Below are 22,047 nucleotides of genomic sequence, written 5' to 3' on the forward strand. Positions count from 1 at the left end.
GGTGTTACACCTTTCCTTTGACACCGTTGGCGCCGTCAATCATCGGCAGATCCAGTTTCGCCTCATGGGCACAGTTGATGGCAATCTCATAGCCGGCATCCGCGTGGCGCATCACCCCGGTGGCCGGGTCGTTGCGCAGCACCCGACCGACCCGCTTGGCAGCGTCATCGGAGCCGTCGCAGACGATCACCACGCCGGAGTGCTGGGAGAAGCCCATACCGACCCCGCCGCCGTGGTGCAGAGAGACCCAGGTCGCGCCGCCAGCGGTGTTGAGCAAGGCGTTGAGCAGCGGCCAGTCGGAGACGGCATCGGAGCCATCCATCATCGACTCGGTCTCGCGGTTCGGGCTCGCCACCGAGCCGGAATCCAGATGGTCGCGGCCAATGACGATGGGGGCCTTCAGTTCACCGTTTTTCACCATCTCGTTGAAGGCCAGACCAAGGCGTACCCGATCCTTGACCCCGACCCAGCAGATCCGCGCCGGCAGCCCCTGAAACGCGATGCGCTCGCGGGCCATGTCGAGCCAGTTGTGCAGGTGAGGATCATCGGGGATCAGCTCTTTCACCTTCTGATCGGTCTTGTAGATATCTTCCGGATCGCCGGAGAGGGCCACCCAGCGGAACGGGCCTATCCCCTCGCAGAACAGCGGGCGGATATAGGCGGGGACGAAGCCGGGGAAGTCGAAGGCGTTTTTCACCCCCTCCTCAAGCGCCATCTGACGGATGTTGTTGCCGTAATCCAGAGTCGCCGCGCCGCGCTCTTGCAGGGTCAGCATCGCCTCCACCTGACGGGCCATGGAGCGACGAGCGGCCAGATTCACCTCCTGCGGGGCACTCTGCTGCAGTTCGCGCCACTTGGCCACGCTCCAACCCTGCGGCAGGTAGCCGTGCACCGGGTCGTGGGCGGAGGTCTGGTCGGTCACCACGTCAGGGGTGATGCCCCGGGCCACCAGCTCGGCGAACACATCGGCGGCGTTGCCGAGCAGACCGACCGAGACCGCAGTGCCGCTCTGCTTGGCCTCTTCGACCATGGCCAGCGCCTCATCCAGGCTGTGAGCCTTCTTGTCGACGTAACGGGTGCGCAGACGAAAATCGATGCGGGTTTCGTCGCACTCCACGGCGATCATCGAGAAGCCAGCCATGGTAGCGGCCAGCGGCTGGGCGCCGCCCATGCCACCGAGACCACCGGTGAGGATCCAGCGCCCTTTGGGTTCACCGTTGAAGTGCTGATTGGCCACCGCGAAGAAGGTTTCGTAGGTGCCCTGCACGATCCCCTGAGTGCCGATGTAGATCCATGAACCCGCGGTCATCTGGCCGTACATCATCAGGCCCTTCTTATCGAGCTCGTTGAAATGCTCCCAGTTGGCCCAGTGGGGCACCAGATTAGAGTTGGCGATCAGCACCCGCGGCGCATCCTTGTGGGTCTGGAACACCCCGACCGGCTTGCCGGATTGCACCAGCAGGGTCTGATCCTCCTCGAGCCGAGTCAGCACCTCGACGATCTTGTCAAAGCAGGCCCAGTTGCGGGCAGCGCGACCGATGCCGCCATAGACCACCAGCGACTGGGGATGCTCGGCCACCTCGGGATCCAGGTTGTTCATCAACATCCGCAGCGGCGCTTCGGTGAGCCAGCTCTTGGCGGTCAGTTCGGTGCCACGCGGGGCACGGATCACGCGGTTCGGATCATGACGGGGATCCTGCTGTTGCACAGACATACACACTCCTTGTTGTATCAATAGGGTGCCTTCGGCGATGTGCGGCCAAAGGGTTAACGGGTCAACAGATGAACCAGCCGCGCGGCCACGCGGGCACTGCGGTTGTCCTGATCCAGCGTCGGGTTGTACTCGGCCAGATCGGCAAGCCTGAGCTTGCCGCTGGCCCGGATATGGGCAATGAGCGGTTCGATCACCGCCAGCTCCACGCCGCGAGCGGCGGGGGCACTCACTCCCGGCATAACGGCGCCGGGCAGCACGTCGAGATCGATGGTTAGATAGAGGTGATCACAATCGGCGATAAAGGCGTCCAGCCCGCTTAGCAAGGCTGGCAGCTCGGTCTGGGTCATCGCCTCGTCCAGCACATGCCACACACCCAGCGCCTTGGCACGGGCAAACAGCGCCTGGGTATTGGCGGTCTCGGCCACCCCAAGGCAGGCGTAGTGAAACGGCGTGCCCTGAGCGGCGCACTGCTCGGCAATCTGGAAAAAGGGGGTGCCGGAGCTGGCCTGCTCCTGCTTCATGCGCAGGTCGAAGTGGGCATCGAGGTTGATAATGCCGACCCTGCCACTGCCGCCCAGATGACTGTTGAGGCCACTCCAGCTGCCGAACGCCACCTCGTGACCGCCCCCCAGCACCAGCGGAAAGTGGCCCACATCGAGTGCTGCGGCAACCCGCTCGGCCAGATGGCCGTGGGCGGCGTCGAGATCGCCGTCGGGGCAACTCACATCCCCACCATCGTAGACGGGTCGATTCAGATGCCAGGCAGTGTTGGCCAGCAACTTGCGCACCGCCAGCGGCGCCGCCGCTGCACCGACACGCCCCTTGTTGCGGCGTACCCCTTCATCGCAGGCAAAGCCGAGCAGTACCACACCGGCAGTGTCTTGTGCTCCGGCGGTCCAGGGCTGCACCTCTTGCCAAGGCAGAACTTTGTCATGCCAGCGCAGGGCCAGTTCACCATCTTCCGGATCCTGTCGTCCTTGCCAGAGCGACATATCGACCGGGTTTAACTTATCCATGAAGGCTCTCCTTGCCGTTGAAGATGCGGCCTGCCAGCTGATCGACGCCGACCATGTAGCTCAGCTCGGCCGGATGGGCGCAGTGCCAGATCAGGAAATCGGCCGCCATCCCCACCCTGAGCTGGCCAAGGCGATCCTGCTCGCCGAGCGCTTTGGCGGCGTGGCGGGTCACCCCGACCATCGCCTCCACCGGAGTCAGGCCAAACAGGGTACAGGCCATGTTCATCGCCATCCGCAGCGAGACGATGGGGGCGGTACCCGGGTTGATGTCGGAGGAGACCGCCATCGCCACCCCCGCCTTGCGCAGCGCGGCAACCGGCGGCAGCTTGATCTCTTTGAGGAAGTAGAAGGCGGTGGGCAGCAGGGTGGCGACCACGCCACGGTGGGCCAGCGCCAGGATCCCTTCCAGATCCAGATACTCCAGATGATCCACCGAGAGGGCGCCAAAGTTGGCGGCGAGGGTGCTGCCACCGAGATTGGAGAGCTGATCCATATGCCCCTTCACCGGCAGGCCGTATTGATCCGCCGCCAGATAGACCTGCTCGGTCTGGGCCAGCGAGAAACCGATATGCTCGCAGAAGACATCCACCGCATCGGCCAGACCCGCCTCGGCGGCGGCCGGGATGATCTCTTGGCAGATGGTCTCGACCCAGCTGTCGGGATCGTCGCGATACTCCGGCGGCACAGCATGGGCCGCCAGCAGAGTGGTCTTGACCCGGATCGGCAACGCCTCTCCCAGTCGGCGGGCCACCCGCAGCATCTTGAGTTCGTCATCCAGCGTCAGGCCGTAGCCGGACTTGATCTCCACCGTGGTGACCCCTTCGCGGATCAGGGATTTCACCCTCGGCAGCGCCAGCTCGAACAGTTGCTCTTCGCTGGCGGCACGGGTGGCACGCACCGTGCTGATGATGCCACCGCCCCGACGGGCGATCTCGGCATAAGGCACCCCCTGCTGGCGCAGCTCGAACTCCTCGGCACGGCTGCCGGCGAAGACCAGATGGGTGTGGCAATCGATAAGGCCGGGAGTGACCAGCTTGCCCTGCATATCCTGCCAGTGAGCAGGATGGGGCCCCTTAAGCTCGGCCATCGGCACCAGCGCGTGGATCTTGCCATCCCTCACGCCGATGGCATGGAGCGGCAGCAGGCCGTAGTCGGCCAGCTCATCATTCAGGGTGGCGGGTGTCACGTTGAGCCAGACCCGCTCGCAGTTCAACAGTTCCTTGTTCATAGCGACCTCAAATGTATATACATATCCTTATAGTCGATCTCTATGACGAAAGAAAGAGCGGCGTTCACATCCTGATAACAGCATCAAACTTAGAGTTTAAGCACAAAAAAGCCCACCAGGAGGTGGGCTTGAGAAGAATCGATTTGTATAGACAATTAGGGCAGCTGCGCCTTGGAACTCAGCTTGTAGCGGGAACCTGGGGAGAGCAAACGGGCATAGGAGACCAGATGCCCCTCCGACCAGGTACGCCGGTGCAACAACAGGCAGGGAGAATCTACGCGGATTTGCAACAATCCCGCCTCACCGGCGCTGGGCAACACGGCTTCCACCACGTGCTCCATCTCGGAGAGGGGGCAGACATCCATCAGATAGCGGTTGGGGGTCTGTTGGGTAAAATCCTGCTCGCCATAGCCCGGCAAACGCCCGGCATCGACGAAGCGCTCCTCCAATTGCAACGGCTCCCCATCGGCCTGATGGACGATCAGGCTGTGAAAGATGGGGGCGCCAACCCGCAGCCCCAGTTGTACCGCCACCTTCTCGTCAGCGGCCAGTCGCTGTAGCCGGATCACCCGGGCGCTGTACTCGCCGCCACGCTCGGCGATCTCGTCGGCAATATTGCGAATAGCCAGCAGCGGCGACTCGGTACGCCGGTCCGCCACGAAGCTGCCGGAACCGGCGGTACGCACCAGCCACCCTTCCGCCACCAGTTCCCGCAGCGCCCGGTTGACCGTCATCCGGCTCACGGTGAACTGCTCGCACAGGGCCGCTTCGGTCGGGATCCTGTCCCCCGCCTGATAGTGGCGTTCGCGGATCCCGTCCAGAATGTGCTGTTTGATCTGCAGATAGAGGGCTGGCGCCACCATGAAGCTCCCTAGCGCCGACGGTGGGGCGGACGCATGTCCGGCCAGGCGCGGTAGACATCGGGGATCTGATCCGGGCCGCTGATGCAGAGATCGAGATCGTGCAGCAAGCCATCCTTGATCCCGTAGATCCAGCCGTGAACGGCCAGCTCCTGCCCCTTGCGCCAGGCGTTCTGGATGATGGTGGTATGGCAGACGTTGGCGACCTGTTCGGCCACGTTCAGCTCGCACAGGTAGTCGAAGCGCTCATGCTCATCCTCGATGGCCTCAAGCTCTTCACCATATTTGAAGTAGACATCCTTGATGTTGCGCAGCCAGTTGTCGATGAGACCCAGCTCCTGATTCTGCATCGCGGCCTTGACGCCGCCGCAGCCATAGTGACCGCAGACGATGATGTGCTTCACCTTGAGCACTTCTACCGCGTATTGCAGCACGGAGAGGCAGTTGAAATCGGTATGTACCACCAGATTGGCGACGTTGCGGTGGACGAAGACATCCCCCGGCAGCAACCCCATCAGCTGGTTGGCGGGAACCCGGCTGTCGGAACAACCGATCCAGAGGTATTCGGGGGCCTGCTGGGCAGAAAGAGTGGCAAAGAAGGCGGGGTCTTCGGCCTTGATCCGTTCGGCCCACTCACGGTTGTTGGTAAACAGGTCGTTCAACAGTTTCACTTCTGCTCTCCCTAATGTGGCAGTGGCGGCAACATAACACACTCAAGGGTAACCAAAGCAAGGCCGACCAGATCCCTGCGAAACAAAAACAGGGCCATCAGGCCCTGTTTTTATGAGAGGAAGCATCAGGCTTCCATGGCATCTTTCAGCTTCTTGAGTGCGTTCTTCTCAAGCTGACGTACCCGCTAGGCGAATACAATTATGCTTCCATCGCATCCTTCAGCTTCTTGAGAGCATTCTTTTCAAGCTGACGCACACGCTCGGCAGAGACGCCGTAGGTATCGGCCAGCTCCTGCAGCGTGGTCTTGCTGTCATCATCGAGCCAGCGGGCGCGGATGATGTGCTGACTGCGCTCATCCAGGGTGGCGAGGGCAGAGCTCAGGCGACGGGTCGCGTGATCGTCCCAGTTGTCGTTTTCGATGGTGGCGGCCAGATCGGAGGATTTGTCCTCCAGATAGTGAACCGGAGCGAAACCGCCTTCTTCTTCATCATCACCCACCAGATCGAACGCCTGATCGTAGTTGGCCATCCGCGCTTCCATCTCGGTCACGTCAGCGGCAGAAACGCCGAGATCGGCCGCCACGGCCTGAACCTCTTCGTGGTTCAGCCAGCCCAGACGTTTTTTGGATTTGCGCAGGTTGAAGAAGAGCTTGCGCTGGGCCTTGGTGGTCGCCACCTTGACCATGCGCCAGTTACGCAGGACATATTCGTGGATTTCGGCCTTGATCCAGTGCACGGCAAAGGAGACCAGACGCACGCCGACCGTCGGGTCGAAGCGCTTGACCGCCTTCATCAGGCCGATGTTGCCTTCCTGAACCAGATCGGCCTGCGGCAGACCGTAACCGGCATAACTCTTGGCGACATGAACGACAAAGCGCAGGTGCGACATAACCAGCTGACGAGCAGCCTCGAGATCGCCATCCTGCTGCAAACGCTCAGCCAGTTCACGCTCTTCCTCTGCGCTCAGCACAGGAATAGAGTTTACTGCCTGGATATAGCCTTCCAGACTACCTTGCGGAATCAGAGCCATAGTGCGCTGCAATGAAGTTCCCATCTGTTACCTCTTACTTTTCAATCGAATCAGTCTAACACCCTGAGAGGGTCTGTCTACTGACCGGATGCCATTCTGCGGCGTGTATCAAAGAACATGCCCAGTTTTAGACTGGCTTATCTTAAGCCTGCAGGATGAATCATGAATGAACAGTCAAAAAAAGGGGGTCACAATGAAGGACCCCCGAAAAGTAGCATGCTAAGTCCATTGTTGCGGAGCTCGCAACCTTCACATGCTTGCCAAGTCTGACGAGCAAGGCAGAGGGGCCACACCCGTATAAATGCTTCAGCTTTAATAGACTGCTTATAAATCAGAAGGTTCACTGGATCCAGCGAAGATCCGGAAGATCATTGTTATTCAGAATACTCTGACTATGGGGGCCAAGCCAGAAACGGCCCCTCTTTTACTTGATCCGCATCGCAAAATCCAGCGATTTACTTTGATGATAAAGTAATCAGGATGGTTCGATGTCGCGAATGTGGCGATGGACCGAGAACCAGGAGGCAATCAGCCCCAGCAGGGCGCCCAGCAAGATCAGATTGATCCCGTCTACCGCTCCCATGCCAACCAGCCGGAAGTTACTGTTATACAAGCCCGCCAGCTCCTTCACCACCCCTTCGCTCCAGATCACCATCACTTCGGTCAGCCACCAGGCCAGCATGCCGCCGATCACCCCGAACCAGATGCCGGTATAGAGGAAGGGACGATGAATAAAGGAGTCGGTCGCCCCCACCAGCTTGAGAACTTCAATCTCGGAACGCTGGTTGAGGATGTTGAGACGCAGGGTATTGCCGACAATCAGCAACACGGCAGAGAGCAGCAGCACCGCGATACCGGTAATGGTGTGGCGCAGCAGGTTCATGATCCCCTGCAGCCGGGTCAGCCACTGCAGATCCAGCTTGCCCTGCTCGACCCCCACCTCGTTGTTGAGCTTGCTGAGCAGCTCGGCGGCCCCTTCCGGGTTCTGCCAGCGTGGATCCGGAATGACGCTCAGTACAGGCGGCAACGGGTTGCTGTCGAGATAATCGAGGGCATCGCCGAAGCCGGAGATCTCGCGAAACTCCCGCAACGCATCGTCACGGCTCAGGTAGGTGACCGAATCCACCTCGGGATAGAGCAGGATCCTGTGCTGCAGATCGAGAATGCTTTGCTCCGGCAGATCCTTGCGCAGGTAAAGGGAGATCTGGGAACTACTCTGCCAGCTCCCCTCCACCACCTCGGCGTTTTTCAGCAACACGTGGAAACAAGAGGGCAGTGCCAGACTGACGCCGAGCACCGCCAGCGTCATCAGAGAGGCGAGCGGATTGCGCCACAGCTCCCCGAGACTGGCAAACGCCTGCCGCACATGATCAACCCCGTACATCATCAGACGGCGCAGCGGCGGTTGTTTATGACGAACGATAGCCATCAGAGCTCCTCCCCGGCCGAATACATGCGACCCGCCTTGAGGGTCAGGGTGCGATAGCGCATGCGAGCGATCAGCCCCAGATCGTGGGTGGCAATCAGCACCGAGACCCCAAAATTATTGAACTCCTGAAATAACCGCATGATGTCCATGGAGAGCTGGGGATCCAGGTTGCCGGTCGGTTCATCCGCCAGCAGCAGCGGCGGCTTGTTGACGATGGCACGGGCGATGCCGACCCGCTGCTGTTCACCACCGGAGAGCATCCGCGGCTGGTAACGCTCCTTGCCGAGCAGCCCCACCTTGTCCAGCGCCGCCGCCACGCGCTTGTTGATATCGGCGTGGCTGTAGCCATCGATCACCAGCGGCAGCGCCACGTTGTCAAACACGGTGCGGTCCATCAGCAGGCGGTGATCCTGAAAGATCATCCCGATCTGGCGGCGAACATAGGGGATCTGGCTGCGCTGGATATGGCTGACATCGTCGCCATGAAAGAAGACACGACCATCGGTCGGGCGCTCCATCACGCTGATCAGTTTGAGGAGGGTACTCTTGCCCGCCCCCGAGTGCCCGGTCAGAAAGGCCATCTCCCCCTTGCGCAGGTGAAAGCTGACCTTTTGCAGCGCCTGATGGCCGCCGCTGTATACCTTGCTGACCTTGTCAAAACGAATCATAACGGTTCCCTGAAATTGACAAACCCCGACCGGGATCGACGTATGGGGCACAGATTCATCATCGCAACTCCGAGCCATGATGAAAGAGCAGACCATCTTGCCGCCCCTATAGCAACGAGCTACACCCCAATAGTGACAAACCCCGACCGGAGTCGGGGCATGGAACACTTACTCATCACGGCTGAGCTGACTCATCGCGGCCGGACTTATTCATCGCGGCTGAACAGCGCCTCGATGAAGTCGTTGGCAACGAAGGGACGCAGATCGTCGATCCCCTCGCCCACCCCGATATAGCGGATCGGGATCTGGAACTTGTCGGCCACCGCGAAGATGACGCCGCCCTTGGCCGTGCCATCCAGCTTGGTGAGGGTGATACCGGTCAGGCCAACCGCCTCACTGAACAGCTTGGCCTGACTCAGGGCGTTCTGGCCAGTGCCGGCATCCAGCGTCAGCATGATCTCGTGGGGCGCCTCTTCATCCAGCTTCTTCATCACCCGCACTACCTTCTTGAGCTCTTCCATCAGGTTGCTCTTGTTCTGCAGGCGACCGGCGGTGTCGGCGATCAGCACGTCAGCCCCGCGGGAGCGGGCAGCCTCAATGGCGTCATAAATGACGGAAGCGGAGTCGGCACCGGTATGCTGGGCAATCACCGGAATGTTGTTGCGCTGACCCCAAACTTGCAGCTGTTCGACCGCGGCGGCACGGAAGGTGTCACCCGCCGCCAGCATCACGCTCTTGCCTTCGGCCTGGAACTGCTTGGCCAGCTTGCCGATGGTAGTGGTCTTGCCGACGCCGTTCACGCCGACCATCAGGATCACATAAGGCTTCTTGCTGGTGTCGATCACCAGCGGCTGCTCCACCTTGGCCAGCATCTCGCCCATATCCTGCTTGAGCAGGCCGTAGAGCGCCTCGGCATCCTTGAGCTGCTTGCGATCCGCGTGCTGCACCAGCCCTTCGATGATGCGACTAGTGGTATCCACACCGAGATCGGCGGTCAGCAGCTGGGTTTCCAGCTCTTCAAACAGCTCATCGTCGATCTTCTTGCCACGGAACAGGCCGAAGAAACCTGAGCCGATATTCTCCTTGGTGCGCACCAGACTACGCTTGAGGCGAGCAAAGAAGCCCTCCCGCTGCGGTTTGTCCTGGGTGTCGTCGTCCACCTTGGCGGCCAGCGGCAGAGCGGCCAGGGCGGCGGCCTCAGCCTCCATCGCGGCAACCAGGCGCATATCTTCCGCGCGCTGGGCCTCTTTGGCGATACGGGCGTCTTCAGCAGCCTGAGCTTCAGCGGCAATACGAGCCTCCTCCGCAGCGCGAGCCTCGGCAGCAATACGAGCCTCCTCTGCAGCGCGGGCTTCGGCAGCGATACGTGCCTCTTCCGCAGCGCGAGCTTCGCCGGCAATGCGAGCCTCTTCCGCGGCGCGGGCTTCGGCAGCAATGCGAGCCTCTTCTGCGGCACGGGCCTCGGCAGCGATACGCGCCTCTTCTGCGGCGCGGGCTTCAGCAGCGATACGAGCCTCTTCTGCGACGCGGGCTTCAGCAGCGATACGAGCCTCTTCCGCCGTACGTGCTTCAGCGGCAATACGCGCCTCTTCTGCGGCGCGAGACTCGGCAGCAATGCGAGCCTCCTCCACGGCACGGGCTTCGGCAGCTTGCGCCTCTGCGGCGGCACGCTCCTCTTCGGCGAGCAGCGCTTCGTTGACGATCACCGGCTCCAGATCGGAGGCACACTCCTCCACCACCAGCGGACCGCGGTCGTCCAGCTCGGTCGGCAGGCAGCAATCATCTTGCAAAACGGGATTCTGTGCGCTGGCAGGCACTTCGGGGGCAACAGCCGGCGTACTATCGGAAACAATGTTATCGGAAACGGGAGCGGGGGTAGCAGCGACCTCGGGCTCAACGGTAACGGGGGTGGCTTGGGGTGTCTGTGGTTGGACAGCCTCAGCCTCTTCTTTCTTGCGGCCGAAACCCAGCCAGGAAAACAAACCTTTTGCCATCTAAAAATACTCACATCAAAGGCTGACTGCTAAGATAGCCGTCCCTTGGCGGGTCGGCATAAAAATGAACCGCCTTATACTACCACTTTATTTTCTGACGATGAAACGCGATGCCCAGAGTGAAATCCAGCCGTAGCAACCCGAGCAAAAGCCCTGCCCCGCAAGGAAAATCGGGCTTTGTAAGAATCATCAGCGGCCAGTGGCGAGGCCGCAAATTGCCGGTCAAGGATGTGGAGGGGCTCAGACCCACCACGGATCGCGTCAAGGAGACCATCTTCAACTGGCTGGCCCCCCACATTCGCGGCACCCGCTGCCTCGACCTGTTTGCCGGTAGCGGCGGACTCGGACTGGAGGCGCTGTCGCGCTATGCCGAGCAGGTGACCCTGATCGAAATGGACAAAGGGGCCGCCGACCAGATCAAGAAGAACCTGACCGCCCTCGGTAGCAGTCAGGGTCAGGTGATCCAGTCAGATGCGGTGAGCTGGCTGCAAGGCCCTGCCACGCCGTTTGATCTGGTGTTCCTCGATCCACCGTTTCGCCGCGAGCTGCTGCCGCAAGTGTGCGAACTGCTGGAGCAGCGCGGCTGGCTGGCGCCGGACGCCCTCATCTATCTGGAACGGGAAAAAGAGATGGCCGATCTGGCGCTGCCTGCCAGCTGGCAACTACTCAAGGACAAGCAAGCAGGCCAAGTCTGCTACCAACTCTATCTAAGGGAGGTAAACAATGAAGCGAGTCATTAATCTGTTGGCGATGGGGCTGGTACTGTTCTTCTGGTTTGGCGTACTGGTGAGCCTGATTGCCCCGCTGCCCGGCAAACTCAACGGCTTTCTGCCGGTCTGCGGCGTGATCGTCGCGCTGCTTCACTGGCTGCAGGCCAGCATGATCAAGGCAGCTTGCAAACGCTACTTCACGATCACCAAGACCGAGTTTGTCACTGTGCTGATATTTGGTGTGTTTGGCATGGTCGACATTCGTCAGCGCCTGCAAGAGATCGTCAACGCCGCCCAGCGCGGCAATCTCTCCGACAAACCATAAAAGAAAAGGGGACGGCGGTAGCCGTCCCCTAGAGTCGTGTCGTCCTGTCCGTAGAACTGCAATGCTCCCTGCAATCCCTGACGTTATCCTAATCCTTTGGAATATCCCCTTTCCAATCCGTTGGCGTGTCCTGCGGCGTTCCTGGCCTGGCAATTCATCCTGAACTGCTTCACTGTCTCCATCCTGGAGGTGTCCATTACCACGTCCTGTGGGGGTCCTTGCGTCTTCCTGACCGATAACCATCCGGGTTATCTCACTTCATCCTGAAGTATTCCTCTCGCATCCGGCGAGGTCCTGTTCATCCTGAAGAACTAGGTTCCGTTCGTTCTGCTCTCATCCCGAGAGTGTCCTGCCGCGTCCTGCGGTGTTCCTTTATTCATCCGTGACGATAATCATCCTGATTATCGAGCTCATCCTGAGGTGTCCTTGTCCACATCCTGCGGACTATTCCATCTTTATACGCTGCCCTGCATCCTGCCGAACCAGCTCCGTCCTTGTGAGACCCATAGTAAGGAAATGCGCACCCCGAACAAGGGCCATCCGATGATAAAGATCTGATGTCGCTCCCATTTCAAAAAACAAACTTAAAAACTAACTCTTAAATATCAGTAAGTTAATTGGTTTCACAGGAAAGCTCGATCATTCTGGCATGGCTTCGCGTACGGTTCAAAGCGCCAGCCTCTTACAGTGGCTATGGCAGATCTCTTACACGGGTTTCGCTCCCAAAAACGGGGCAGGAAAACGGTTCAATCCAGTCGTTAAGACTTAAAAATTAGTTGAATAAATATGCTTAAAAAAACCGCAAAAAAAGAGCCGAGACCAAGCTCGACTCTTCAACATTCCAATTTTTAATCAGCTCAAGCGGTTGGCCGGATTGAGATAGGCCTTGCGCAGCGATTCCGGTGCCAGCACCTCGAGTTCACCGCCGATGTTGTTCAACCAGCTGCGAAACTCCGGGGTGTCCTGCACTTCTGTTTCCACCACCACGCTGCGCTTGTCATAGCGGGTCATGCGCGGATTGTTGCCGGGGATCTGGTTATCCACCAGCGACTGGCTGTTGGCATCGATCCGGCCGACGAAGCGGATCGGGCCGCTCACATCCTGATAGCCCTGATCGCGGATCAGCTTCTGGATATTGAAATCTTTCGGCTGGGTGGCGCTGAAGTTGGTCAGTTCCACGTTCTTGATATGGTCAAACGGGATGCCGTAGACCTTGGGATCCAGCTCGGACAGAGTGCAGAGCAGGATCGGGCCGTCCGGCTGATTGAGAATGCCGAGCGGGTTGATACGGTCGTAGCAGAGCCATACGGTGCGCTCTTTGATCACGCGCTGGATCTCGGCACTGAACTTGCGACCACGCCAGAGCGCATCGCGGATCAGGGTGCTGCGGCGGATCTCCGGGTTGCCGGCAAACGGACGCGGTGACTGGTGGACACTCTCCAGCCAGCGTTCGGCCAGTTCACTCTGGCTGTCGCGGATCACCTGGCTCGCCTTGTCGACCAGCGGATTCAATTCGGTCAGTACACTCGCCGGCAACAGTTGGCTCGCCTGATCACTCCAGGTTTTCAGGGCCACCGCCAGCGAGAGCGGCATGATATTGGCAAAGTCGTTGAGGCCGTGGCGCTCGAAGCACCAGCCATGGGGTTTGCTGCGCTCGTCCGAGGTGAGGTCGAACAGTCCCATGCCGGACATCTCCTCCAGGTCCCGTTGCACGGTACGCAGACTGACGTGGATGCCTTCCTCTTCCAGTTTTACCTGGAGTTGGCTGGCGGTCAGCTTGTAAGGGCGGTGCGGGATGCAACGCGCCAAGGTCAGTTGTCGTAACAGCTTCTTGCTCATGGTGCTTGCCTTCACTGGTTTAGCGTTGACTGTATGCTAGTCGTGACTTGCGACAGTCTATGTCGCAAGTTTTGCTGCGACAACTGTCGCCATTTTCATACAAAACACACTAAACAATTGATTTATATAGACAACACACTCAAAAAAGGAGCCGCTAGAGGCTAAAATTAGCCAAAAATCCCTCAAATGAAAGCTCTATCTTGCGATTTATTGTTAGCATAAAACTCCGATTAATTAATTCATCACAGAATATGATTTCAGGGGAGAGCATAGCTCTCCCCTTTTGCTCACATCAGCCACGACCAGGCTGACTTGGTGATGGCCGCACCGACCATGTAGCCAAACACCGCCAGTGCCGCCACACCGGCCACCAGCTTCTGACCGCGGGCCGGGCGCTTGAGCGCCATGACACCCAGACCGATATAGAGCACCAGTGCAATCAGCTTGGCCATCAGCCAGGGTTGTTGACCCGGGCTCAACTGCAAGGCCACCGCCAGCAACACACCAAACAGCAGCAGAAAGGTGTCGTTGATATGCGGGAGGATCTTCAGCCACTTCTGCTGCAACCGAGCGCTGCCGGCCAGCGCCAGACTCCAGCGATAGATAAAGAGCAGCAGACTGACCAGCGCCAGCGTCATATGCAGGTGTTTGAACATGGGATAATAGGCAATCATTTTGCTTCCTTGTCGTCGTCGGGTAGCCCGCTATTCCAGTTGTGGGCATGGATACGCTCCTGCCCCTCCTCGTCGTCTTGCAACAGATCGGAGAGGATCTCCCGGTATTGCAGGCTCTTGTTGATATAAGTGTGTTCGTCGTCCAGATAGTTGACCTGCTCTCGCAACAGCCAGTTATCGTGCTGCTTGAAGGTCTGCCCCGCCCGCCAGGCCTGGTTGGCCCGAAAACCGAGCTGGGTCAGGGCTTCCACCCCCAGATCGACCGCCGAGCCCAGGGTTTCCCGGTGCACGCTCTCGACCCCGTGGCGCAGGATCTCGTGGGCATGGGGTCGATCCAACGCTCGCGCCAGGATCTTCAGGTGCGGGAAGTGCTTCTGCACCATCTCGATCACCGCCAGCGAGGTAGCCGGATCGTTGATGGAGAGCACCAGCAGCTTCGCCTTGTGCGCCCCGGCGGCATGGAGCAGGTCGATCCGGCTGGCATCGCCATAGAAGACCTGATAGCCGTACTTGCGCAGGGTCTCTATCTGGCTGGCATCCTGCTCGAGGATGGTGGTGCCGATGCCGTGACCATGCAGCAGACGCCCCACGATCTGACCGAAGCGGCCGAAGCCCGCGATGATCACCGGATGCTCCACCAGCTCAGGTTGCTCATGCTGCGGCGCGTCGCTCTGGTTACGGTAATCGAACCAGGGCTGGATCACCCGATCGTTGAGGATCAGCAGCAGCGGGGTGAGCGCCATCGAGAGCGCCACCACCAGGGTCAGCAGCGAGATGGTCTCACCGGGCAGCACCCGGTTCTGGGCGGCAAACGAGAAGAGCACGAAGGCAAACTCGCCCCCCTGCGCCAACGCCAGCGCGAAGGTCCAGCGTTGACTCGGCGAGATGCGGATAATGAAGCCGAGCGCCATCAGTACCAGCCATTTAAGCACCATCAGGCCAACCACCAGCGTCGGGATGAGGAAAGGGTGTTCGGCAAACAGCCCGAAGTCGATCCCCGCCCCCACCGACATAAAGAACAGGCCGAGCAGCAAGCCCTTGAACGGCTCTATGTCGGCCTCCAGCTCATGGCGATATTCGCTGTCGGCCAGCACCACCCCGGCGAGGAAGGAGCCGAGAGCGGGCGAAAGCCCCACCGACTCCATCAACACGGCGATGGCGATCACCAGCAGCAGAGCGGCGGCGACGAAGATCTCCCGCATATGGGACTGGGCGATGGCACGAAATACCGGCCGCATCAGGTAGTGGCCACCCAGCACTATGCCGGAGATGGCCGCGACCACCAGCAGACCATGCTGCCAACCCGCCAGCTCGGAGCCACCATTGCTAGCGACCGGCGCCATGGCCAGCAGCGGCAGGATCGCCAGGATCGGAATGACCGCAATATCCTGAAACAGCAGCACCGCAAAGGCGGAGCGACCGCTCTCGCTCTGCATCAGCTTACGCTCCTGCAGGCTCTGCAGAACTATGGCGGTGGAGGAGAGCGCCAGAATGAGGCCGATGGCCAGCCCCTGTTGCAGCGGCAGACCGCTCAGGTGCGCCACGCCGGTCAGTGCCGCCGTGGTGAGCAGCACCTGCAGGCCGCCGGTGCCGAGGATCGGCCCTTTCAGCTGCCACAAGAGGGCCGGGCGCAACTCCAGCCCGACCAGAAACAGCATCAGCACCACGCCAAACTCGGCGAAGTGCATCACATCCTTCTGCTCCCCCACCAGCCCCAACAGGAAGGGGCCTATGATGATCCCCGCCAGCAGATAGCCGAGCACCGAACCCAGCCCCCAGCGCTTGGCCAGCGGCACCGCGATAACGGCGGCGGAGAGATAGATAAAGGCATCAAACAGGATCCCGTGGCCCATCAGTCAGCCCTCCGTTTCAACGTCTGATCCGGCTCATAAGATCGGCCAAAATGCAGCCCGTGTTTCATCAGAGCACCTCCAGCAGATCGCGCAGATAGGGGCGGCTGGCCAGCTGCTCCGGCGTGAGTTGCTCGTCACGCAAGGCGCAAAGCAGCTGACGGTAGTCCTGCCCACAGCGGCGCAGAGCGGCGGGATCCTTGATCTTGTGAAAGGAGTGCAGCACAAAGGGCGGCAGCCAGTTCATGCCGCACAAGGTGGCAGCCTGCTGAAATGGCAGCAAAAAATCGAGCCGCGGTCGGCTGTTGTAACCCTCGCTGCAGTAGGACTCCGGCGCCCCGCCGGTGGTGATGGCGCTCAACCACTGCTTGCCCTTGAGGGCGTGGGCTTCGGGGCCGTAGGCGTAGCCATACTCCAGCACCAGATCCATCCACTCTTTCATGATGGCCGGGCAGGAGTACCAGTAAAACGGGTGCTGAAAGACAATGATGTCATGCTCACAGAGCAGCGCCTGCTCCCGCTTCACATCGATAAACATGTCGGGATAGTGCTGGTAGAGGTCGTGAACCGTGACCCCCTCCAGCCCCTCAATCGCCTGCAACAGCTGCTTGTTGGCCCGCGAGCTCTGCAGCGCGGGATGGGAAAAAATAACCAGAATGCGTTTCATGACCACATCACCCGAACAAAGCCTTGCGGTGCAAGGCGAGGTAAACAGAAAAGGGGAGTCTGGGGAGCTGCATCGTAAAGGTGCACAGGAGAGCGACCTTATCAGGAAGCGCCATAGCCTGCCAACTCGGGGATCAGCTCCCGCAGCGCCGGATTGAGGGTCTGGTGGGCGGGATAGCAGAGCCCAATCCGGCGAAACATCCGCGGTCCGCTCACCGGCAGGGTGCAAAGCCCTGCCTCATCCTCCACCAGCCCGTCCGGCAGAAAACTGATGCCGACCCCCGCCAGCACCAGCGCCATCACCAGCCCCTTGCTCTCGGCCTTGGCCACCAGATTGAGGGTAAGCCGGTCACAGGCCAGCAGACCGATAGTCTGCTGATGGGCCTCACAGGGCGGGCACTCAATAAAATCATAATGTTGCAGCTCGGCGAGCTCGATCCTTTCGCGACTGGCCAGGGGGTGATCGACCGGCACGCAGAGCACGTAATCCTCCTCCCACAGCGGCAGGAAGATCTCGTCCTCCCGACGCAAGGCATCCAGCGTCAAGCGGCAGTCGGCGGGCGTAGTGTAGTCGGAGAGGGTGAGATCCAGCTGCGGCAACACGCCCTGCACTTGCTGCAACAGCCCGGCCACCCGGCGGCGACTCAAGTCCGGCATGATGGCGATATTGAGCCTCGCACGCGTCGCCTTCTGGCGAAACAGCTCCGGCAGACGACGCGCCTCCTCCACCAGCTTGACCGCGTGGGGATAGAGATAGTGGGCCGGATCTTTCGCCACCACCCCCTTCTTGCCCCGGACAAACAGGCTGTCACCGAGCGCCTCTTCCAGCTGGCGCAGTCCCGCCGAGAGGGAGGGCTGGCTGACGTGGCAGCGCTCGGCCGCCGCCGTGATGTTCTTCTCTTCATAGATGGCGATGAAGAAACGCAGCAATCTCAAGTCCAGCATAAACCAACCATAGTTTTTTCAGATGATAACCAGCGGAAAACAATATTTATCACTTATAGATGCAGTGACTATAGTGATTGGGTTCCGTGCTGGCCAGCCACCTGTTTGCTCAAACCGACTCTTGAATCAGAAGGAAAGACCCATGTCCCAATCTCTCGTCGTGATCACCGGTGCCTCCGCCGGGATCGGTGCCGCCATCGCCCGTGCCTTCTCTGCTGCCGGTCATCCCCTGCTACTGCTGGCCCGCCGGGTCGAGCCGATGCAGGCGCTGAATCTGCCCGATACCCTCTGCATCAGGGTCGATGTGACCGACACCGCCGCCATGAAAGCCGCCGTCCAGCAGGCAGAAGCCAAATTTGGCCCGGTCGGCTGCATGGTCAACAACGCCGGTGTCATGCTGCTTGGTCAGGCAGATGTGCAGGATCCCGCCGAGTGGCAGCAGATGCTCAACATCAACGTGATGGGGGTGCTGAACGGCGTCCACGCAGTGCTGGCAGGCATGAAGGAGCGCCGCAGCGGTACCATCATCAACATCAGCTCCATCGCCGGTCGCAAGACCTTCCCGAACCATGCTGCCTACTGCGCCACCAAGTTCGCCGTGCACGCCCTGACCGAGAACATCCGCGAAGAGGTGGCCGATGTCGGCGTGCGGATGGTGACCATCGCCCCGGGTGCGGTCGAGACCGAGCTGCTCAGCCACACCACTGACGAGAGCATCAAGGCCGGTTACCACGACTGGAAAGATCAGATGGGTGGCGTCATTGCGCCGGAAGTGATCGCCGATGCCGTGCGCTACGCCTGGAACCAGCCTGCCAACGTCTGCGTGCGCGAGATCGTGCTGGCGGCGACCCGTCAGCAACCTTGAATCCAGCTGACTGACACCATGGGGAGGACTTGACCCTCCCCCGGGGCACAGGGTTACCATGTGCCCCTTGTTATTTTTGAGTCATTCCATGGTTCTCACCCGTCGCCAACTCGCTCACGCCCGTCGCTGGCTCCCCTTGTGGAGTCTGGTGCTGGTGTTGATGTCGTTTGGCAGCCGGGCCGCAACCGACCTCTGTACCCTGACTACCCACTGCAGCCAGAGCGAGCGCACCCTGGAAAAAGCGATGCTCTGCGGCAGCTTTACCACCGCCCTCTCGATGACGCTGGTAGGCAGCGACAGCCTGACGGTCGCCGTGCTGGAACCGGATACCCCCGACTTCGCCTCCCCCTCTCTCTTTATGCCGGACGCCCCGTGCGAGCGGCTCGAACGTCCCCCACGCATCCAGATCTGAAACGCATCCCGTATCGGGCATCTTTTCTTTCAATCTGAGGTGAGTGATGTACAAACCCCTGTTACTGGCCATGCTGGCCGGTACCGTCAGCTTTTCGGCTCTCGCGGCCGAGAAGATGACCGTCTACAAATCCAAATATTGTGGCTGCTGCCAAAGCTGGAACGAGCACATGGAGCAGAATGGCTTCGAACTGGAGGTCATCGAAACCGAACAGCTCGGCGCAGTGAAGCAGCAATACGGTATCGCGCCGGAACTGGCCTCTTGCCATACCGGTATCGTAAATGGCTATGTGATCGAGGGGCATGTACCGGCCGCCGATGTACAAAAACTGCTCAGGGAAAAACCGGCGATCCGTGGCCTGACCATTCCGGGCATGCCCCAGAGTGCGCCGGGCATGGATATTCCGGGCCATCCCTATGAGGTACTGAGTATCAGCAACGAGGGCGCGACCAACCGCTGGTCGAGCTACCCAGGCTGACGAAAACTGGCCATGAGAGGGCACTCCCATATCATGTGAGGCACACCTGAGCGGACTCTTGCCGCTCATGGCCAGAAAGAGGGCCGCTATCGCGAGATAGCGGCTTTTTTTGATTACATTTCCTGCAATAACAAGGGATTGCTTGCAACCACCGGCAACAAGGGGCAGATTTAACGCCAATTCATGGAGCCGATGCTCAGGTCTACCAACCCTTTCCAGCGCCAAGGATGCGACATGTTTACCTTTTCCCGAGGAGTTCTGCTGCTAGCCTTTCTGACAGTTCTCCCCCCCACTTATGCCAATGAAGAGCCCGCCATGCTGACAAGCGAACATCCAATCCAGCCGCCCGTGGCCGCCAAACATCCCCGCACTCTGAAAAAACACGGGGATACCCGCATCGACAACTACTACTGGCTGCGCGACGACCAGCGTCAGGCGCCGGAAGTGCTGCAATACCTCGAGGCCGAGAACGCCTATACCGAGGCCATGCTCAAGCCGACCCAACCCCTGCGCGAACAGCTCTACAAAGAGATGGTCGCCCGCATCCCCCAGCAGGATGAGTCGGTGCCCTATGTGAAGAATGGCTACCGCTACCAGACCCGCTATGAGCCGGGCAAGGAGTACGGGATCTACTCGCGCACCAAGCTCGGTGAAGAGCAGTCGAGTCTGCTGCTCGACAGCAACCTGCGGGCTGAAGGGCACGAGTTCTACGCCCTCGGCGCCCTTGAGGTGAGCCGCAACAACCGCTGGCTGGCGGTGGCGGAAGATTTCCTATCCCGCCGTCAGTACCAGATCCAGTTCCTCGATCTGGAGAGCGGCCAGTGGGCCACCGACAAACTGGAAAATACCTCCGGCAATCTGGTGTGGGCCAACGACAACAAGACCCTCTTCTATGTGCGCAAGCACCCGCAGACCCTGCTTCCGTATCAGGTCTATCGCCACACGCTCGGGACGGATCCGGCCACGGACAAGCTGGTCTACGAGGAGAAAGATGACTCCTTCTACATCAGCCTCTACGCCACCACCTCGGAAGATTTCATCGTCATCGCCCTCTCCAGCACGACTACCGGCGAAGCACGGCTGATCGATGCCAACCAGCCGGAGCACGCCCCCCGCCTGTTCCTGCCCCGTCAGGTGGATCACGAATACAGCCTGGATCACTACCGCGGCCGCTTCTATGTGCGCTCCAACAAGGATGGCAAGAACTTCGGCCTCTACGAGACCAAGGAGAGCCCGGTCGATCGCTGGAAGGCGGTGATCGCCCCCAATCCGGACGTGCTGCTGGAGAGCTACGCCCTGTTCAAGGATTGGCTGGTACTGGAAGAGCGCAACAAGGGGCTGACCCGACTGCGCCAGATCAACTGGCAGAGCGGTGACGAGAAGGAGATCGCCTTCGACGATCCCGCCTATGTCACCTGGCTCGCCTACAACCCGGAGCCGGATACCAGCGCCCTGCGCTATGGCTACTCCTCCATGACCACCCCCGCCTCTACCTATGAGCTGGATATGGCGAGCGGCAAGCGCACCCTGCTCAAGCAGCAGCCGGTGGCCGGCTTCAAGGCCGACCAGTACGCCAGCGAGCGGCTCTGGGTAACCGCCCGCGACGGCGTATCGGTGCCGGTGTCGCTGGTCTATCGCAAGGACAAGTTCAAGAAAGGTCTCGCCGATGCGCCCAAGAATCCGTTGCTGGTCTATGGCTACGGATCCTACGGCGCCAGCATGGATCCCGACTTCAGCAGCTCGCGTCTGAGCCTGCTGGACAGAGGCTTCGTCTACGCCATCGCCCATATCCGGGGTGGTGAAGAGCTGGGCCGTCACTGGTACGAAGATGGCAAGTTGCTGAAAAAGCAGAACACCTTCAATGACTTCATCGATGTCACCAAGGCGCTGGTGGAGCAAGGCTACGGTGCCAGGGATCAGATCTACGCCATGGGCGGCAGCGCCGGCGGCCTGCTGATGGGGGCGGTCATCAATCAGGCGCCCGAACTCTATCGCGGCGTGGTGGCGCAGGTGCCCTTCGTCGATGTGGTCACCACCATGCTGGACGAGTCCATTCCCCTCACTACCGGGGAGTATGACGAGTGGGGCAACCCGAACCAGAAGCGCTACTACGACTACATGAAGAGCTATAGCCCCTACGATCAGGTGAAAGCGCAGGCCTACCCCAATCTGCTGGTCACCACCGGACTGCACGACTCGCAAGTGCAGTATTGGGAGCCCGCCAAGTGGGTCGCCAAGCTGCGTGAGCTGAAGACGGATGATAACAAGTTGTTACTGAACACCGACATGGACGCCGGCCACGGTGGCAAGTCGGGCCGCTTCAAAGCCTACGAGGATATCGCGCTGGAGTACGCCTTTATCCTGGATCTGGCCACCCCGGCCAACTGATCCATTATGACCTCGGCCCTTGTCATTCAAGGGCCGCATAAGACTCCCCCCATAATTCTCCCGCCCTGACCGACAATTAATCCACGATCAGGAAATTAATGATCGACATCAAACTTTTCGATATTTAACGCTGCCATTTTGCCGTTTTGTTTGATTTTTGTTGGTGTGGTGTGCTTAATCGAAGTCGTTATCGCTTTTTATTGGCTATGTCCCAATTACGTGTTGAAAGGCTAAGCTTGAAGTAGGCCATCACCTTGAGGTCTACCATCATGGATACCCCAGCCT

The 22,047-nt window shown here is 59.9% G+C and carries 20 protein-coding genes; 6 read left to right on the top strand and 14 right to left on the bottom strand.

Annotated features, from left to right (window positions below):
- Window positions 1-4: 4 nt before the first annotated feature.
- The 9 genes from hutU to ftsY form a co-directional block, all read right to left on the bottom strand.
- Window positions 5-1,714 carry a urocanate hydratase gene (hutU, locus tag ACW5W8_RS11990; protein WP_498628089.1) on the bottom strand — a complete coding sequence of 570 codons (1,710 nt, stop codon included), beginning with the start codon at window positions 1,712-1,714 and terminating at the stop codon, window positions 5-7.
- Window positions 1,715-1,767: 53 nt separating this feature from the next.
- Window positions 1,768-2,730 (bottom strand): formimidoylglutamase, encoded by a 963-nt coding sequence (gene hutG, locus ACW5W8_RS11995; protein ID WP_498628090.1) that lies wholly within the window; start codon window positions 2,728-2,730, stop codon window positions 1,768-1,770.
- Window positions 2,723-3,958, bottom strand: a complete 1,236-nt coding sequence (hutI, locus tag ACW5W8_RS12000; protein WP_498628091.1) for an imidazolonepropionase — start codon at window positions 3,956-3,958, stop codon at window positions 2,723-2,725. The genes hutG and hutI overlap by 8 nt, the downstream gene beginning before the upstream one ends.
- A 155-nt stretch (window positions 3,959-4,113) precedes the next feature.
- Window positions 4,114-4,818: a histidine utilization transcriptional repressor HutC gene (gene hutC, locus ACW5W8_RS12005; RefSeq protein WP_498628102.1), complete on the bottom strand. Its 705-nt coding sequence runs from the start codon at window positions 4,816-4,818 to the stop codon at window positions 4,114-4,116.
- Between the two features lie 11 nt (window positions 4,819-4,829).
- The gene (gene can / locus ACW5W8_RS12010; protein WP_005339998.1) at window positions 4,830-5,489 is read right to left on the bottom strand and encodes a carbonate dehydratase; all 660 of its coding nucleotides are present in this window, start codon (window positions 5,487-5,489) and stop codon (window positions 4,830-4,832) included.
- A gap of 199 nt (window positions 5,490-5,688) precedes the next feature.
- Window positions 5,689-6,543, bottom strand: a complete 855-nt coding sequence (gene rpoH, locus ACW5W8_RS12015; protein WP_005339997.1) for an RNA polymerase sigma factor RpoH — start codon at window positions 6,541-6,543, stop codon at window positions 5,689-5,691.
- Between the two features lie 451 nt (window positions 6,544-6,994).
- The gene (gene ftsX / locus ACW5W8_RS12020) at window positions 6,995-7,948 is read right to left on the bottom strand and encodes a permease-like cell division protein FtsX (RefSeq protein WP_005339996.1); all 954 of its coding nucleotides are present in this window, start codon (window positions 7,946-7,948) and stop codon (window positions 6,995-6,997) included.
- On the bottom strand, window positions 7,948-8,616 hold the full coding sequence (ftsE, locus tag ACW5W8_RS12025; RefSeq protein WP_005339995.1) for a cell division ATP-binding protein FtsE: 669 nt from the start codon (window positions 8,614-8,616) through the stop codon (window positions 7,948-7,950). The genes ftsX and ftsE overlap by 1 nt, the downstream gene beginning before the upstream one ends.
- A 206-nt stretch (window positions 8,617-8,822) precedes the next feature.
- Window positions 8,823-10,610 (bottom strand): signal recognition particle-docking protein FtsY, encoded by a 1,788-nt coding sequence (ftsY, locus tag ACW5W8_RS12030; protein ID WP_498628092.1) that lies wholly within the window; start codon window positions 10,608-10,610, stop codon window positions 8,823-8,825.
- 110 nt (window positions 10,611-10,720) lie between these two features.
- Here ftsY and rsmD point away from each other — a divergent pair, with 110 nt between their 5' ends.
- Complete coding sequence (gene rsmD, locus ACW5W8_RS12035; protein ID WP_498628093.1) at window positions 10,721-11,350, top strand: 16S rRNA (guanine(966)-N(2))-methyltransferase RsmD; 630 nt, start codon at window positions 10,721-10,723, stop codon at window positions 11,348-11,350.
- Complete coding sequence (locus ACW5W8_RS12040; protein WP_498628094.1) at window positions 11,334-11,645, top strand: DUF1145 domain-containing protein; 312 nt, start codon at window positions 11,334-11,336, stop codon at window positions 11,643-11,645. The genes rsmD and ACW5W8_RS12040 overlap by 17 nt, the downstream gene beginning before the upstream one ends.
- Before the next feature lie 852 nt (window positions 11,646-12,497).
- Here ACW5W8_RS12040 and ACW5W8_RS12045 read toward each other — a convergent pair.
- The 5 genes from ACW5W8_RS12045 to ACW5W8_RS12065 form a co-directional block, all read right to left on the bottom strand.
- Window positions 12,498-13,484 (bottom strand): helix-turn-helix transcriptional regulator, encoded by a 987-nt coding sequence (locus ACW5W8_RS12045; protein ID WP_005339987.1) that lies wholly within the window; start codon window positions 13,482-13,484, stop codon window positions 12,498-12,500.
- Window positions 13,485-13,771: 287 nt separating this feature from the next.
- Window positions 13,772-14,158 (bottom strand): SirB2 family protein, encoded by a 387-nt coding sequence (locus tag ACW5W8_RS12050; RefSeq protein WP_042052535.1) that lies wholly within the window; start codon window positions 14,156-14,158, stop codon window positions 13,772-13,774.
- Complete coding sequence (locus tag ACW5W8_RS12055; protein WP_498628095.1) at window positions 14,155-16,011, bottom strand: monovalent cation:proton antiporter-2 (CPA2) family protein; 1,857 nt, start codon at window positions 16,009-16,011, stop codon at window positions 14,155-14,157. Before ACW5W8_RS12055 ends, ACW5W8_RS12050 begins: the two co-directional genes overlap by 4 nt.
- Before the next feature lie 67 nt (window positions 16,012-16,078).
- Window positions 16,079-16,675 (bottom strand): glutathione-regulated potassium-efflux system oxidoreductase KefF, encoded by a 597-nt coding sequence (gene kefF / locus ACW5W8_RS12060; protein WP_498628096.1) that lies wholly within the window; start codon window positions 16,673-16,675, stop codon window positions 16,079-16,081.
- Window positions 16,676-16,776: 101 nt separating this feature from the next.
- The gene (locus ACW5W8_RS12065) at window positions 16,777-17,619 is read right to left on the bottom strand and encodes a LysR family transcriptional regulator (protein WP_005342847.1); all 843 of its coding nucleotides are present in this window, start codon (window positions 17,617-17,619) and stop codon (window positions 16,777-16,779) included.
- Window positions 17,620-17,761: 142 nt separating this feature from the next.
- Between ACW5W8_RS12065 and ACW5W8_RS12070 the strand changes: the two genes are divergently transcribed.
- From ACW5W8_RS12070 to ACW5W8_RS12085, 4 genes are all read left to right on the top strand, one after another.
- Window positions 17,762-18,484 (top strand): SDR family oxidoreductase, encoded by a 723-nt coding sequence (locus ACW5W8_RS12070; RefSeq protein ID WP_498628097.1) that lies wholly within the window; start codon window positions 17,762-17,764, stop codon window positions 18,482-18,484.
- A gap of 88 nt (window positions 18,485-18,572) precedes the next feature.
- The gene (locus tag ACW5W8_RS12075; RefSeq protein WP_498628098.1) at window positions 18,573-18,896 is read left to right on the top strand and encodes a hypothetical protein; all 324 of its coding nucleotides are present in this window, start codon (window positions 18,573-18,575) and stop codon (window positions 18,894-18,896) included.
- A gap of 46 nt (window positions 18,897-18,942) precedes the next feature.
- Entirely contained in the window at window positions 18,943-19,374 is a 432-nt protein-coding gene (locus ACW5W8_RS12080) for a DUF411 domain-containing protein (protein WP_005339953.1), read from the top strand.
- Between the two features lie 234 nt (window positions 19,375-19,608).
- Entirely contained in the window at window positions 19,609-21,762 is a 2,154-nt protein-coding gene (locus ACW5W8_RS12085; protein ID WP_498628099.1) for a S9 family peptidase, read from the top strand.
- The last annotated feature ends 285 nt before the right edge of the window (window positions 21,763-22,047 follow it).

This window comes from Aeromonas aquatilis (assembly GCF_054052405.1).